Origin of the sequence: Stenotrophomonas africana, assembly GCF_013004645.1 — a bacterium.
GTDB lineage: Bacteria > Pseudomonadota > Gammaproteobacteria > Xanthomonadales > Xanthomonadaceae > Stenotrophomonas > Stenotrophomonas africana.
Genome location: NZ_JABEME010000007.1, coordinates 1 through 13,595, shown reverse-complemented (window position 1 = coordinate 13,595; position 13,595 = coordinate 1). Strand labels below are relative to the sequence as shown.

Here is a 13,595-nt window from a genome sequence, read left to right as displayed (position 1 = left end):
AAAGGGGACGGAGGGGATTAAGTTGTTTTGGGCACAAACGACTTAATCCCCTCCGTCCCCTTTTTGCTTCATCATTCCGCGATGACCGTTCCCGTTGCCCGCCTTTCCAGCTTCTACCTGTTCTATTACGCGGCGCTGGGCGCGTTCACTCCGTACTGGAGCCTGTTTTTGACCGCGCGCGGCATGAGCGTGACCGCCATCAGCGTGATGATGGGTCTTTGGTATGCCACCCGCGTGATCGCGCCCAGCACCTGGACCTCACTGGCGGCGGCCTCGCCACGGCCGATCCGCCTGCTGCGCATCGGTTGCGTCCTGACCCTGGTCAGCTTCGCAGCGTTCCTGCTTCCCTTGCCGCAGCCGTGGATGTATCCGGCGATGGTGGTGTTCTGCTTCTTCTACAACGCGGTGATGCCGCAGTTCGAGTCGATCACCCTCACCCACCTGGGCAGCGACAGCCATCGCTACGGATTGATCCGGGTCTGGGGCTCGCTCGGATTCATCGCCGTCGTGACCCTGTTCGGGTGGCTGATCGAGGGCGACGGCACCACCAGCCACGCCGGGCTGCTGCCGTGGATGATGCTGCCACTGTTCGCCCTGATGGTGGTGTCCGCCTTCAGCAACCACTACGCACGCGGCGTCGGCAAGGCCGAAGGCGATGCCAGCGGATTCTGGCAGATCGTGCGGCGGCCACCGGTGCTGGCGTTCTTCCTTGCCGCCTTCATGGAACAGCTCTCGTTCGGGCCGTACTACACGTTCTTCTCGGTCTACATGGACCACCATGGCTACCGCACGTCCACGCTCGGCCTGCTGTGGACCATCGGCGTGGTGTTCGAGGTCGGCCTGTTCTTCACCATCGGCCGCTTCTTCCGCCGCTACGACGCCAGCTGGATGCTGTTGATCGCACTGGTGAGCTCCTGCCTGCGCTGGGCGGTCACTGCCCTGTTCCCGCAGAACCTGCCAGTGATGCTGGTCGCGCAGAGCGCGCATGCGCTGGGATTCGCCGCCTTCTTCGCAGCGGCAATGCAGATGCTGGCGACCTACTTCCCGGGCCGCCTCAACGGCCATGGCCAAGGCCTGCTGTACGGCTTCTCGTCCGGTGTCGGCGGCGTGCTGGGCGCGCTCATTGCCGGCCAGCTGTGGAAGATCGATGACGGCCGCACGGCCTTCCTTGCCGGCAGCGGCTTCGCGTTGGTCGGCGCCGTGCTGTGCTTCTTCGCGCTGAGCCTGCCGCTGATCCGCGCACGCCGCAGCAGCATGCATGCCCCGTAACGAAAACGCCGGGCAGTGCCCGGCGTTTCGATCATCCTGCTGGCCTGATTACCAGACCAGGTCGTCCGGCACCTGGTACTGCGGGTCGGCGTAGGGATCTTCCTCGGCCGGCGCATTCGGATCGACCTTCAGCGCCACCGATGCGGCGAACACCGCCTCGGACTGTGCCAGCACCTCGGCAGTCACCAGCAGGTAACGGCCATTGAGCTGGACCACGCCCAGCTCACCGGCATTGAGCGCGGTCAGCTGTTCGGCCGTCACGTAGATGCGCTTGATCTTGCCGCCATACGGGAAGTGGCGGGCAATGTCCGCCGCTTCGGCATTGAGGCTCTTGTCCTTCAGCAGTTCTTCCAGCTTGGCCTTCGCCTCGCGGCGCACGCGCGCCTCTTCCTGCTTCAGGCGCTCGGTCTCGATGCGCTCCTCCTTCTCCCGCTGCGCACGGATGGCATAGGCCTTGGCCAGGTCCATCTCTTCGGCGCTGCGCGGCTTGCGCGGGCCCTGCTGGCCCTGGCCACGCTGGCCACCGGGCTTGCCCGGACCACCATGGCCCTGCCCACGGCGCTCGCCGGGCTTGTGCTCGCCCTTGCCTGCGCCCTGCGGCTTTCCATTGCCATTGCCACCCTTGCCCTGCGGGCGGCCGTCACGGCGGGGGCCATCATTCTTGCGCTCGGGCTTGGGCGCCGGCTTGAAGCCCAGGCCCATCAGCTGGTCGCGGAGGGTATCGCTCATAGGATTCGGATCAGTAGTGCGGCGGCGGCGGTTCGCTCGCCGGATCGGAAGAATTCAGTGCGTTGCGGACCTTGCCCAGGTCTTCAAGCAGCACGCGCAGCACATCGGCGTTGCGCATGCCCTGCATGCGGGCGTCGGCCAACGCATCGCTCAGCTCGGCCAGCGCCTGCTCCTGGAAAGACACGCGCATTTCCAGCTCGACCAGGCGCGCTTCCAGCGCCTGCTCGTGTTCGGACGGTAGATCAGACATGCAGCGAGCGCCCCCGGCCGATGCCGTAGTAGGCCAGGCCTGCGGCTTCCACTTCGGCCGGCTCGTACAGGTTGCGCCCGTCGAACACCGCCGCATCCTTCAGCTGCTCGCGCAGCTTCTGGAAATCGGGGCTGCGGAACTGCTTCCACTCGGTAACCACCACCAGCGCGTCGGCGCCCTGCAGTGCTTCATCGGCACTGTTGCAGAACACCAGGTCATCGCGCTCACCGAAGATGCGCTGCGATTCGTGCATCGCTTCCGGATCGTAGGCACGCACCGTCGCACCAGCTTCCCACAGCTGCGCCAGCAGGCGGCGGCTGGAGGCCTCGCGCATGTCGTCGGTGTTCGGCTTGAACGCCAGGCCCCACACGGCAAAGGTCTTGCCGCGCACGCCTTCGTCTTCGCCCTTGTCGTAATGGCGCTGGATGAGGGCGAACAGATGGCCCTTCTGCGCGTCATTGACCGCTTCCACCGCGTTCAGCAGCTTCGGCTCGAGGCCATACTGCTGGGCGGTGCGGGCCAGCGCCTGCACGTCCTTGGGGAAGCACGAGCCGCCGTAGCCGGCGCCCGGATAGATGAAGTGCCAGCCGATGCGCGGGTCCGAACCGATGCCCTGGCGGACCTGCTCGACGTCGGCACCGACGCGTTCGGCAATGTTGGCGATTTCATTCATGAACGAAATCTTGGTCGCCAGCATCGCATTGGCCGCGTACTTGGTCAGCTCCGCCGAACGCACGTCCATTTCCACCACACGGTCATGGTTGCGGTTGAACGGCGCATACAGGCGGCGCATCACCGCCACCGACTCTTCATTGGCCGCACCGATGATGATGCGGTCCGGCCGCATGCAGTCCGCAACCGCATCGCCTTCCTTCAGGAATTCCGGGTTGGACACCACGTCAAACGCGATGTCCGCGCCACGCGTGGCCAGCTCTTCGGCAATGGCGGCACGCACCTTGTCGGCGGTGCCGACCGGCACCGTCGACTTGTTCACTACCACGGTCGGCACGCTCATGTGCCGACCGATGGTACGGGCAACGGCAAGCACGTATTGAAGATCGGCACTGCCATCCTCGTCCGGCGGCGTGCCGACGGCGATGAACACCACCTGGCCATGATCGATGGCGGCCGCGGCATCGGTGGTGAACGCCAGCCGCGTTGCGGCATGGTTGGCCTTCACCATCGGCTCCAGGCCGGGTTCATAGATCGGGATGATGCCCTGGTTGAGGCCATCCACCTTGGCCTGGTCGATATCGACACAGACCACCTGATGACCAACATCGGCCAGGCAGGTACCGGTCACCAGTCCAACGTAACCGGTACCAAAAATCGCAACGCGCATATCCGTATTCGCTCCTGGATGACTTACGGCAGAACGCCCAGCAGCTCGACGTCGAACGTCAGAGTTGCGTTCGGGCCGATCGGGCCACCCGGGGTGCCGTTTTCGCCATAGGCCAGGTTGCCGGGGATCCAGAAGCGGTACTTCGAACCGACCGGCATCAGCGCGACGCCTTCGGTCCAGCCCTTGATCACCTGGTCCAGACCGAACTCGGCCGGCTGACGACCATAGGAGCTGTCGAACACGGTGCCGTTGAGCAGCTTGCCTTCGTAGTTCACGCGCACCTTGCTGCTCGGCAGCGGACGCTCGCCGCTGCCCGGGCGGATGACCTGGTACTGCAGGCCCGACGCGGTGGTCACCACGCCCGGCTGGGTCTTGTTCTTGGCCATGAACGCATTGCCTTCCTCACGGTTGGTCTGCGCCGCGGCGGCAGCCTTGGCCTGCATTTCGGCCTGCTTGCTGCCCATGAAGGCCTGAATGGTGGCGGTCGCGTCAGCTTCCGTCATCTTCGGCTGGCCCTTGCTCAGGCCGGTGCTGATCGCGTCAAACAGCGAGGCGACGTCGATGTCGTCCTTCAACTGCGCCAGCGACGGACCCACCGAGTACGAACCAATCATCTGCGACACCTTGACGCGGTCGACCTTCGCCGGCTGCGAGCCCGGTGCCACGCCCGGCACCTGCTGGCCGCTGCGGGCCATCACGACCTGGCGCAGCGCGGCATCGGTGGCCTTGGCCTGTTCCTGGGTGATCTGCGGCTGCAGGCCTTCGAACGAGCGCTCGACGGCGGTGCGCAGGGCGGCAACGTCGATCTCATCGGCGATCGGGGTGAACGACTTGGCCACGTCCAGGCCGATGGCGTAGCCGAGCTTCTGCTTGGGGGAATTCAAGGTTGCGGTCTCCTTGGCGGCTGCGGGGGCAGCCGGTTGTTGCGACAGAGCGACACCCGAAGTGCCCATCGCCAGAATCAGAACCGACGCCGCGGCGCCGCGCATTCCCATCTTCATTCGCTGCATTCCTGGAAGTGTCTGGGCGCCGACGTCGGCGCGAAAAGGAACATTGTCGCACGCATGCCGTCGATGTCGAGGCATGCGTGCCGGATATCAATGCGTGGCCGCTGCGGCCAGCGCCTTGTCGATAGCCGCGGTCAGCTGCGGATCGTCCGGCGTCACCTTGCTGGCGAACTGGGCGATGACCTTGCCATCGCGGCCGACCAGGTACTTGTGGAAGTTCCAGCCTGGCGCCACGCCGGTGGCCGCGGTCAGGCGCTGGTACAGCGGCGTCGCCTCCGCGCCGATCACATGCACCTTCTCGAACATCGGGAACTTGACGCCGTAGGTCAGGGTGCAGAAGTCCTGGATCTGCTTCTCATCACCCGGTTCCTGGCCCTTGAAGTCGTTGGACGGGAAGCCCAGCACCGCGAAACCCCGGCCGGCATAGCGCTTCTGCAGCGCCTCCAGCCCCTCGTACTGCGGGGTGTAGCCGCATTTGCTGGCGGTGTTGACCACCAGCAGCACCTGACCGTGGTAGCGCTGCTGCAGGTTGACCTGCTGCTTGCTGGCCAGCGGCCGGTAGTCCAGGTCGAGCAGATCGGCGGCCAGCGCACTGGTGGAACCGGCAATGCCGGCCACCAACAAGGCCAGCAGGGACAGACCGCGCAGGCGGCGCGGGGAAACGGTCGACAGGGGCATCAGGAGTGGTCCGCGGTAGCCATTCACAAGGCCCGGCCACTGCCGGCCGGGAATCGGCCGAACTATAGCACCGGGCTCCGGCGCCCCTGATGGCATCGGCCCAGCAGGGCTTTGCGCGGCGTGGCGAATGCGCTGCACGGGCGCGATCGGCAGTGCCGGGATGACATAGCATGGACATCACTGAATGGAAGGCGGGTGCGGCTTGCCCGCTGCGACAGCTTTGTTTCTCTTTATAAATCAATTGAATAAAGGGATATTTCAGCAATCTGACTGCCCCCTGCCATCAGTTGGGGACGGCAGGGGTTGCACGTAGGCGTGCCGGTGTTATAGTTGCATACAACACCAGTCACCTGAGACAGGGGGAAGCCATGAACGTCCGGATCCGTCGCAACCTCACCGCACCCGCGGCCGCTGCTGTTTCGACCCTGATCGTGCTGGCCTGGTTGGCCGCGCCCAGCCTCTCCGACTCCGCTGACAGTGCGCAGGACGCGACCGCCTCTCCGGCAGGGAACGCCAACCCCTCCTCCCCCCCTCCCCCGCGTCGGCTGCACAGCTCCCTGTCCATGCCGTATTTCTCGTTCGCCCAGCCGCTGACCCCACGGAGCTGAATATGAGCGACATCCAGTGGAGCGACGGCGCTCCCATCTACCGTCAGTTGAAGGAGCGCGTGATCGCCATGATGCTCGACGGAATCCTCAAGCCGGGCGATGCCCTGCCTTCGGTGCGCCAGGTGGCCGCCGACTATCAACTCAACCCCATCACCGTTTCGCGCGCTTACCAGGAACTGGCCGACGAAGGCCTGGTCGAGAAGCGCCGCGGCCTGGGCATGTTCATGACCGAGCAGGCGGCCACGCAGCTGCGCAGCAGCGAGCGCGACCGTTTCCTCAACGAAGAATGGCCGGCCGTGCTGGAGCGCATCCAGCGCCTGGGCCTGAGCCTTGATGAATTGCTGCCCCAGGGGAAAGTCTGATGAATAGCACTGCAAGTGAATCGGTCATCACCGCCCGCGGCCTGCGCAAGGCCTACAAGACCACCGTCGCCCTCGACAACGCCAGCTTCAGCGTTCCGAGTGGGCGCATCGTCGGCCTGATCGGCCCCAACGGCGCCGGCAAGACCACCGCATTGAAGGCCATCCTTGGCCTGACCTCGGTGGAAGGCGACCTGAGCGTGCTCGGCCGCGACCCACGGCTGCATCGCGACGAACTGATGAAGGACATCTGCTTCATCGCCGACGTCGCCGTGCTGCCGCGCTGGCTGAAGGTCCGCGAAGCGATCGATTTCGTCGCCGGCGTCCACCCGCGCTTCGACCGCGCCCGTTGTGAGCGCTTCCTGGCCAACACCAAGTTGCAGCCGAAGCAGCGTGTACGCGAACTGTCCAAGGGCATGATCGTGCAGCTGCACCTGGCGCTGGTGATGGCCATCGATGCCCGCGTCCTGGTGCTTGACGAGCCCACCCTGGGCCTGGACATCCTCTATCGCAAGGAGTTCTACCAGCGCCTGCTGGAAGACTACTTCGACGAACAGAAGACCATCATCGTCACCACCCACCAGGTGGAAGAGATCGAGCACATCCTCAGCGACGTGATGTTCATCCGTGATGGCCGCATCGTGCTCGATGCGGAAATGGACGAGGTCGGCCAGCGCTACACCGAGCTGCTGGTCAATGCCGACCAGCTCGAAACGGCCCGCGCGTTGAAGCCGATCGACGAGCGCAGCCTGGCGTTCGGCAAGACCGTGATGCTGTTCGATGGCGTGCCGCGCACCCAGCTCTCCACCCTCGGCGAGACCCGCAGCCCGGGCCTGGCCGACCTGTTCGTCGCCATCATGAAGGGGACCTACGCATGAATGCCGTCAACCACCCCGTCAGCCCGTTGGGTACCCTGCGCTGGCTGCTCAAGCGCGAGTACTGGGAGAACCGCGGCGGTTTCCTGTATGCCCCGCTGATCGCCGGCCTGATCTCGCTGGTGATGAGCACCGTGGGCATCGCCTTCGGCCTGTTCGCGCTGAACCGCGCAGCGCGCAACGGCGCCCTGCATGTCGATGGCGAAAGCGTGAACGTCAATGGCCTGGACCTGGCGCTGCTCACCCGCAACATCAACGGCAAGGATCTGGCCGATCTCGGCAATGGCCTGGACCTGACCCTGGTGCTCAGCTCGGCGTGGCCGTTCCTGGTACTGGCCTTCGTCGTGTTCTTCTACTGCCTGGGCGCCCTGTACGACGATCGCCGCGATCGCAGCATCCTGTTCTGGAAGTCGTTGCCGCTGTCCGATACCCAGACCGTGCTGTCCAAGGTGATCAGCGCACTGATCGTGGCACCGCTGATCGCGGTCATCGCCGGCATCATCACCATGTTCGGCTTCATGTTGATCATCAGTGTCGTCGCGCTGATGCACGGCGGCAGTCCGATGGCGCTGATCTGGGGTCCGGCCAGCCCGTTGACCCTGGCCGCAGGCCACCTGGCCTGGATTCCGGTCTATGCCCTGTGGGCGCTGCCCACCGCCGGCTGGCTGCTGCTGTGCTCGGCCTGGGCCAAGAGCAAGCCGTTCCTGTGGGCGGTGATGCTGCCGCTGTTTGCCGGTGTCATCGTCAGCACCACCAAGATCATGCCGCTGTTCGGCCTGACCACCGGCTGGTTCTGGCAGAACATCGTCGGCCGCCTGCTGCTGGGCGGTGTCCCTGGCATGGACCTGCTGTATCGGCTCAGCGCCGGTGAAGGTTCGCGCCGCGACCTGGACTCGGTGGTCAGCCTGATGTCCCCGGCTTCACAGTTGAAGTCGCTGGCGATGCCGGAACTGTGGATCGGTGCGGCCGTCGGTGCAGTGTTCATCTTCCTTGCCATCCGCCTGCGCAAGCGCGCCGGCGAGATCTGATCCCATCCATCCGGAGGCACCACCCATGCGTTCCCTGCTCGCCTGTTCCGCGTTGTTGCTGTTGCCGTTGTCGGCGCTGGCCGCCGATGCTCCGAACTGCAAGTTCACTGCCGCCCGCGCGCTGAAGCTGGACGTGGCCGGTGCCAGAACGGTGGTGTTCGAGGTCAATCAGCATGACCTGAAGGTGGTCGCCAGCGCCGGCGGCGGTCAGCTGGAAGGGCGCGCCTGTGCCTCCAGCCAGGAATGGCTGGACCAGCTGGTACTGGACCAGCGCAAGGTGGGCGACAAGCTGGTGGTGAGCCTGCGCCGCGACGGCCGCCAAAGCGGCATCAGCCTGGGCAACAGCTATGCCTGGCTGGATATCCGCGGCAGCGTGCCGGACAACCTGCCGCTGCAGTTCAAGGTCGGCTCGGGCGATGCCAGCGTGGAAAACGCACAGTCGCTCAGCATGGACGTCGGCTCCGGTGACGCCGTGGCCCGCGGTACCCGCGGCAGCATCCACGCTGCAGTGGGTTCCGGCGACCTCAACATCGATGGCGGCAGCTCCCTGAACCTGCTGTCGCTGGGTTCCGGCGATGTCACCGTACGCAACATCAGCGGCGACGTCAGCACCGGTACCGTCGGCTCCGGTGACCTGAAGATCACCGATGTGCGTGGCAACGCGCGGCTGGATACCGTGGGCTCCGGTGATATCGAGTTCAAGCGGGTGAAGGGCAGCGTCGAGGTGGGCGTGGTCGGCTCCGGCGGCATCGACCTGGCCGACATCGGCGGCAATGTGCACGTCCGCAGCCACGGCTCGGGCGACATCCAGGTCGACGGCGTTGGCGGCAGCCTGACCGTCGACCACAGCGGCAGCGGTGACGTCGATCATCGCAATGTCAGCGGCAAGGTCACCCTGCCGCGCAGCAAGTAATCCACTTCCAGACACCTCCAGGGGACCACCATGAACCTGCTGCGCCTGTTGCCCGCTGTGCTGCTGTCCCTGCCGCTGATCGCCTGCGGCGGCACCTCGTCCTCGTCCGACAAGACCGTCGGCAAGAGCGTCGCTGAAGCCACCAGTGGCGTCGGCCAGACCGTCAAGGAAGCCATGGACGATGCCCGCAAGGACATCGCCCAGGGCAACATCAAGATCTCGGCCGACAAGCAGCCGCGCGCGGAAATCAGCCCGGATGGCCGCCTGCTGATCGCGGGAAAGGAGGTCACCGTCAACGACACCCAGCGCCGCCACCTGCAGGAGTACCGTGGCCACGTGGTCGCCATCGCGATGGATGGCATGGACGTCGGCCTGGCCGGCGCCAAGCTGGGGGCCAATGCGGCCGGTGAAGCTCTGAAGGGCATCTTCAGCGGCGACAGCGAAGGTGTCGAGAAGCGCATCAACGCCGAAGCCGCGAAGATCGAGAGCCAGGCCAAGCGCATCTGTGAACGCCTGCCGGCGATGCTGGCCAGCCAGCAGGCTCTGGCGCGCGAGCTGCCGGCCTTCAAGCCGTACGCAACGATGGACCAGAGCGACGTGGACGACTGCGGCAAGAACAACTCGGTCACGTTCTCCAAGTGAGACACATCGACGCACCGGACCGGCAGCGGCCTTCCGTTGCCGGTCGCACTGCGTTGGCGGGCTTACAATGGGGCCCCCGGACGGCCCGAACCGAATGTCATGAAGAAGCTGTTTCTGCTGCTGACCGCCCTGCTCTGCCTCGGCCTGGTCGGCTGTGACCAGGAGTACCGCAACCACCGCGCCGAGCGCGGCAAGCCCAAGATTTCCGTCAGCGAAGGCATGGTCACCGTGCGTCGCCCGCCGGCACCGAACATCATCATCCTCGCCGACGGCACGATGAAGATGGACGAGATCCAGATTCCGCTGGACGACGCACAGAAGCAGATGCTGCAGACCATGTTCGGCAAGCTGCAGGTGCTTCGCCAGAACACCCTGGTGGCCGCGCCGGCCGATCCCAACATGCAGCCGGTGAAGATCCAGCCGCCGGAGGGCATGGAAGTGATTCCGGCGGATCTGATCCAGCGCATCCCGGAGTTCAAGGATTACACCGACACCTTCGGCAACATCGTGGCCGACCGTCGCTGAAGAAAAACGCCGCCCAAGGGCGGCGTTCTTCGTTTCCCTAGAGCCGAGCCCATGCTCGACTCCGGAACAACAGTCGAGCGTGGCTCGACTCTACAACCGGCAGATCAACCGCCACCACCGCCGCCGGCGTGGATGCCACCAGCGGTCAGCGCGGCCGGGTCCAGCAGGCGCCGCAGCTCGGCTTCGGCCAACCCGCTGTCCTCCAGTGCCACGTCCAGCACCGGGCGCTGTTCCTTGTAGGCACGCTTGGCAATCGCCGCAGCCTTCTCATAGCCGATGATCGGGTTCAACGCGGTGACCAGGATCGGATTACGCGCCAGTGCCTCGGCCACGCGGTCTTCGCGCACCTTCAACCCGGCGATCGCGCTGTCCGCCAGCAGGGTGGACACGTTGGCGAGCAGGCCGATGCCATCGAGCAGGTTCACGGCGATCAGCGGCAATGTGACGTTGAGCTGGAAATTACCGGTCTGGCCGGCCACGGTGATCGCGGTGTGGTGGCCGATCACCTGCGCACAGGCCATCACGGTCGCTTCCGGAATCACCGGATTGACCTTGCCCGGCATGATCGAGCTGCCCGGCTGCAGCGCCGGCAGTTCGATCTCGCCCAGCCCGGCCAGCGGCCCGGCGTTCATCCAGCGAAGATCATTCGCGATCTTGATCAGGGCCACCGCCAGTGCATTGAGCTGACCCGACAGCTCCACTGCATCGTCCTGCGCGGCCAGGCCTTCGAACTTGTTCTCGGCGCTGTCGAACTTGAAGCCGGTCTGCTGCTTCAGCGCCTTGGCCACCTGTGCACCAAAGCGCGGATCGGCATTGATGCCGGTGCCGATGGCGGTGCCGCCCAGCGGCAGGCGGCGCACGCGCTTGAGGCTGTCTTCGATGCGCTCCTGGGCAGAGGCCAACTGTGCAGACCACGCGCCGAACTCCTGCTCGAAGGTGAGCGGCATCGCGTCCATCAGGTGGGTACGGCCGGTCTTGACCACCTTGCGCAGGCTGCGGCCCTTCTTGTCCAGGGTCCTGCGCAGATGCACCAGCGCCGGCAGCAGCTGCTCATGCGTCGCCAACACTGCCGACACGCGCAGCGCAGTTGGAATCACGTCGTTGGAGCTCTGTCCCTGGTTGACGTGGTCATTGGGGTGCACGGGGGTCTTGCCCGCCTTGCCGGCACAGTTGGCCAGCGTGGCGATGACCTCATTGGCATTCATGTTCGACGACGTGCCAGAACCGGTCTGGTAGACATCGATCGGGAAGTGCGCATCCCAGTTGCCGGCGGCCACTTCGGCGGCAGCGGTCTGGATGGCCTTGGCCACGGTCTTCGGCAGGTGGCCCAGCTCTGCGTTTACGCCGGCGGCAGCGCCCTTGACCAGGCCCAGGGCACGGATGAAACCGCGCGGCATGCGCTGGCCCGACACTGGGAAATTCTGCACGGCACGCTGGGTCTGGGCGCCCCACAGGGCGTCCGCAGGCACCTGCAGCTCGCCCATGCTGTCGTGTTCGATTCTGAAACCCTTGCTTGCAGCTTTGCTCATTGCATCAACTCCGCACTACTTCAGTTGGGGAAAGGGAAGCGGCGGCTGGCAGGGTGTCGCTTCCCGGGCTGGCGGCTGCGCCAACGATACTCCCTTGCCCGCAGCGTGGGATGACGAGGGCGGGCCAGATCGTTCCGTCTGCACGGCCGTTGTGCACGCGCAGGGGTAGTGCCGGCCGCTGGCCGGCACTCCATGGAAGCGTAGGCCGGGCGTGCTTGCCGGCCAGCGGCCGGCACTACCTGACCGGCACGTCGTAGAATATGGCCCCCGCCGCTCGCCCCAGCCCTGCCGACATGTCCGATTCCGCCCTGCTCGCCCTGTCCCCGCTCGATGGCCGCTATGCCGGCAAGGTCGACGCCCTGCGCCCGATCTTCTCCGAGTACGGCCTGATCAAGGCCCGCATCACGGTCGAGGTGGAATGGCTGCTGGCCCTGGCCGCCGAGCCGGGCATCGTCGAACTGGCCCCGTTCTCCGACGCTGCCATCGCCCGCCTGCGCGCGCTGGCCGCCAGCTTCAGCCCGGCCCAGGCCGCGCGCGTGAAGGAGATCGAGCGCACCACCAACCATGACGTCAAGGCGGTGGAGTACTTCATCAAGGAACAGCTGAAGGACGACGCCGAGCTGGCCCCGGCGCTGGAATTCGTGCATTTCGCCTGCACCAGCGAAGACATCAACAACCTCAGCTACGGCCTGATGCTGGAACAGGCCCGCCGCGAGGTGCTGCTGCCGACCCTGGACGGCATCGCCAACAGCCTGCGCAGCCTGGCCCACGCCCAGGCCGGCCAGCCGATGCTGTCGCGCACCCACGGCCAGACCGCCTCGCCGACCACCCTGGGCAAGGAGCTGGCCAACGTGGTCGCCCGCCTGGAACGCCAGCGCAGGCAGATTGCCGCGGTCGAACTGACCGGCAAGATCAACGGCGCGGTGGGCAACTACAACGCCCACATCGCCAGCTACCCGGACGTGGACTGGCCGGCCTTCGCCGAGCGCTTCGTGACCGGCCTGGGCCTGGTGTTCAACCCGTACACCACGCAGATCGAGCCGCACGACAACATCGCCGAGATCGGCGATGCCGCACGTCGCGCCAACATCATCCTGATCGACCTGGCCCGTGACATCTGGGGCTACGTTTCGCTGGGCTACTTCAAGCAGCGCCTGAAGGAAGGGGAAGTCGGTTCGTCGACGATGCCGCACAAGGTCAACCCGATCGATTTCGAGAATGCGGAAGGCAACTTCGGCATCGCCAACGCGCTGTTCGAGCACTTCAGCGCGAAGCTGCCGATCAGCCGCTGGCAGCGTGACCTGACCGATTCCACCGTGCTGCGTGCACTGGGCACCGCGTTCGGCCACAGCCAGGTGGCGCTGGATTCGCTGGCCAAGGGCCTGGGCAAGCTGGAAGTGAACCCGCAGCGCCTGGACGCCGATCTGGACGCGGCCTGGGAAGTACTGGCCGAAGCCGTGCAGACGGTGATGCGCCGCCACGGCCTGCCGAACCCGTACGAGCAGCTGAAGGCGCTGACCCGTGGCCAGGGCATCACGGCCGAGTCGATGCGTGCGTTCGTGCAGGGGCTGGAGCTGCCGGCGGATGCGAAGCAGCGTCTGCTGGAGATGACCCCGGGCAGCTACACCGGTCTGGCCGAGTCGCTGGCGAAGAAGATTTAAGGGGTTTTCTTGCGGCGGCGGCCGCGGGCGCTGCCTGCGGCAGGCAACGGCAACGGCAACGGCAACATCAACGTCAAGAGCGGCTCTGGATTGCTGCTAGCGGGGCGGGTCGGGATGGGCCAGCGGGACACGCCGTGAACCCGTCCCTGGGGGCTCGATGGCGCCATCCATGGCGCCAAC

15 protein-coding genes are annotated in these 13,595 nt (G+C 65.7%); 9 read left to right on the top strand and 6 right to left on the bottom strand.

From position 1 onward, the window contains the following. Nucleotides 1-81: 81 nt before the first annotated feature. Entirely contained in the window at nt 82-1,269 is a 1,188-nt protein-coding gene (locus tag HLA98_RS13155) for an MFS transporter (RefSeq protein ID WP_057500636.1), read from the top strand. A 48-nt stretch (nt 1,270-1,317) separates the two neighbouring features. Here the strand turns inward: HLA98_RS13155 and HLA98_RS13150 are convergent, their stop codons facing one another. The 5 genes from HLA98_RS13150 to HLA98_RS13130 form a co-directional block, all read right to left on the bottom strand. Then, nucleotides 1,318-1,998, bottom strand: coding sequence for a DUF2058 domain-containing protein (locus HLA98_RS13150; RefSeq protein WP_049445665.1), 681 nt, complete (start codon nt 1,996-1,998; stop codon nt 1,318-1,320). A 10-nt stretch (nt 1,999-2,008) separates the two neighbouring features. Further along, nucleotides 2,009-2,248: a SlyX family protein gene (locus HLA98_RS13145; protein ID WP_057500637.1), complete on the bottom strand. Its 240-nt coding sequence runs from the start codon at nt 2,246-2,248 to the stop codon at nt 2,009-2,011. Then, nucleotides 2,241-3,590, bottom strand: coding sequence for a UDP-glucose dehydrogenase family protein (locus HLA98_RS13140; protein ID WP_049445668.1), 1,350 nt, complete (start codon nt 3,588-3,590; stop codon nt 2,241-2,243). Before HLA98_RS13140 ends, HLA98_RS13145 begins: the two co-directional genes overlap by 8 nt. A gap of 23 nt (nt 3,591-3,613) precedes the next feature. Then, nucleotides 3,614-4,591, bottom strand: a complete 978-nt coding sequence (locus HLA98_RS13135; protein WP_049445670.1) for an FKBP-type peptidyl-prolyl cis-trans isomerase — start codon at nt 4,589-4,591, stop codon at nt 3,614-3,616. 96 nt (nt 4,592-4,687) lie between these two features. Further along, nucleotides 4,688-5,275 carry a glutathione peroxidase gene (locus tag HLA98_RS13130; RefSeq protein ID WP_049445672.1) on the bottom strand — a complete coding sequence of 196 codons (588 nt, stop codon included), beginning with the start codon at nt 5,273-5,275 and terminating at the stop codon, nt 4,688-4,690. Between the two features lie 368 nt (nt 5,276-5,643). Between HLA98_RS13130 and HLA98_RS21455 the strand changes: the two genes are divergently transcribed. The 7 genes from HLA98_RS21455 (at nt 5,644) to HLA98_RS13100 (ending at nt 10,225) form a co-directional block, all read left to right on the top strand. Beyond that, complete coding sequence (locus HLA98_RS21455) at nt 5,644-5,883, top strand: hypothetical protein (protein WP_080354825.1); 240 nt, start codon at nt 5,644-5,646, stop codon at nt 5,881-5,883. Nucleotides 5,884-5,885: 2 nt separating this feature from the next. Continuing rightward, on the top strand, nt 5,886-6,245 hold the full coding sequence (locus tag HLA98_RS13125) for a GntR family transcriptional regulator (protein ID WP_006453095.1): 360 nt from the start codon (nt 5,886-5,888) through the stop codon (nt 6,243-6,245). Further along, nucleotides 6,245-7,120: an ABC transporter ATP-binding protein gene (locus HLA98_RS13120; protein WP_057500638.1), complete on the top strand. Its 876-nt coding sequence runs from the start codon at nt 6,245-6,247 to the stop codon at nt 7,118-7,120. The genes HLA98_RS13125 and HLA98_RS13120 overlap by 1 nt, the downstream gene beginning before the upstream one ends. Next, nucleotides 7,117-8,145 carry an ABC-2 transporter permease gene (locus HLA98_RS13115; RefSeq protein WP_049445678.1) on the top strand — a complete coding sequence of 343 codons (1,029 nt, stop codon included), beginning with the start codon at nt 7,117-7,119 and terminating at the stop codon, nt 8,143-8,145. The genes HLA98_RS13120 and HLA98_RS13115 overlap by 4 nt, the downstream gene beginning before the upstream one ends. A gap of 25 nt (nt 8,146-8,170) precedes the next feature. After that, nucleotides 8,171-9,058, top strand: a complete 888-nt coding sequence (locus HLA98_RS13110) for a GIN domain-containing protein (RefSeq protein WP_057500639.1) — start codon at nt 8,171-8,173, stop codon at nt 9,056-9,058. 30 nt (nt 9,059-9,088) lie between these two features. Then, complete coding sequence (locus HLA98_RS13105) at nt 9,089-9,700, top strand: DUF2884 family protein (protein ID WP_057500640.1); 612 nt, start codon at nt 9,089-9,091, stop codon at nt 9,698-9,700. A 99-nt stretch (nt 9,701-9,799) separates the two neighbouring features. Then, the gene (locus HLA98_RS13100; protein ID WP_049445685.1) at nt 9,800-10,225 is read left to right on the top strand and encodes a hypothetical protein; all 426 of its coding nucleotides are present in this window, start codon (nt 9,800-9,802) and stop codon (nt 10,223-10,225) included. A gap of 104 nt (nt 10,226-10,329) precedes the next feature. On the opposite strand, the gene HLA98_RS13095 is transcribed toward HLA98_RS13100, so the two are convergent. Next, nucleotides 10,330-11,754 carry a class II fumarate hydratase gene (locus HLA98_RS13095; protein ID WP_057500641.1) on the bottom strand — a complete coding sequence of 475 codons (1,425 nt, stop codon included), beginning with the start codon at nt 11,752-11,754 and terminating at the stop codon, nt 10,330-10,332. A 293-nt stretch (nt 11,755-12,047) separates the two neighbouring features. Here HLA98_RS13095 and purB point away from each other — a divergent pair, with 293 nt between their 5' ends. Beyond that, entirely contained in the window at nt 12,048-13,415 is a 1,368-nt protein-coding gene (gene purB, locus HLA98_RS13090; protein ID WP_049445689.1) for an adenylosuccinate lyase, read from the top strand. Nucleotides 13,416-13,595: the final 180 nt, after the last annotated feature.

Bases quoted from the DNA above. Each gene is read 5' to 3' on its own strand.
- HLA98_RS13145 (WP_057500637.1), bottom strand. From the start codon at position 2,248: ATGTCTGATCTACCGTCCGAACACGAGCAGGCGCTGGAAGCGCGCCTG.
- HLA98_RS13120 (WP_057500638.1), top strand. From the start codon at position 6,245: ATGAATAGCACTGCAAGTGAATCGGTCATCACCGCCCGCGGCCTGCGC.
- purB (WP_049445689.1), top strand. From the start codon at position 12,048: ATGTCCGATTCCGCCCTGCTCGCCCTGTCCCCGCTCGATGGCCGCTAT.
- HLA98_RS13115 (WP_049445678.1), top strand. From the start codon at position 7,117: ATGAATGCCGTCAACCACCCCGTCAGCCCGTTGGGTACCCTGCGCTGG.
- HLA98_RS13105 (WP_057500640.1), top strand. From the start codon at position 9,089: ATGAACCTGCTGCGCCTGTTGCCCGCTGTGCTGCTGTCCCTGCCGCTG.
- HLA98_RS13095 (WP_057500641.1), bottom strand. From the start codon at position 11,754: ATGAGCAAAGCTGCAAGCAAGGGTTTCAGAATCGAACACGACAGCATG.
- HLA98_RS21455 (WP_080354825.1), top strand. From the start codon at position 5,644: ATGAACGTCCGGATCCGTCGCAACCTCACCGCACCCGCGGCCGCTGCT.
- HLA98_RS13110 (WP_057500639.1), top strand. From the start codon at position 8,171: ATGCGTTCCCTGCTCGCCTGTTCCGCGTTGTTGCTGTTGCCGTTGTCG.
- HLA98_RS13100 (WP_049445685.1), top strand. From the start codon at position 9,800: ATGAAGAAGCTGTTTCTGCTGCTGACCGCCCTGCTCTGCCTCGGCCTG.
- HLA98_RS13125 (WP_006453095.1), top strand. From the start codon at position 5,886: ATGAGCGACATCCAGTGGAGCGACGGCGCTCCCATCTACCGTCAGTTG.
- HLA98_RS13130 (WP_049445672.1), bottom strand. From the start codon at position 5,275: ATGCCCCTGTCGACCGTTTCCCCGCGCCGCCTGCGCGGTCTGTCCCTG.
- HLA98_RS13135 (WP_049445670.1), bottom strand. From the start codon at position 4,591: ATGAAGATGGGAATGCGCGGCGCCGCGGCGTCGGTTCTGATTCTGGCG.
- HLA98_RS13155 (WP_057500636.1), top strand. From the start codon at position 82: ATGACCGTTCCCGTTGCCCGCCTTTCCAGCTTCTACCTGTTCTATTAC.
- HLA98_RS13150 (WP_049445665.1), bottom strand. From the start codon at position 1,998: ATGAGCGATACCCTCCGCGACCAGCTGATGGGCCTGGGCTTCAAGCCG.
- HLA98_RS13140 (WP_049445668.1), bottom strand. From the start codon at position 3,590: ATGCGCGTTGCGATTTTTGGTACCGGTTACGTTGGACTGGTGACCGGT.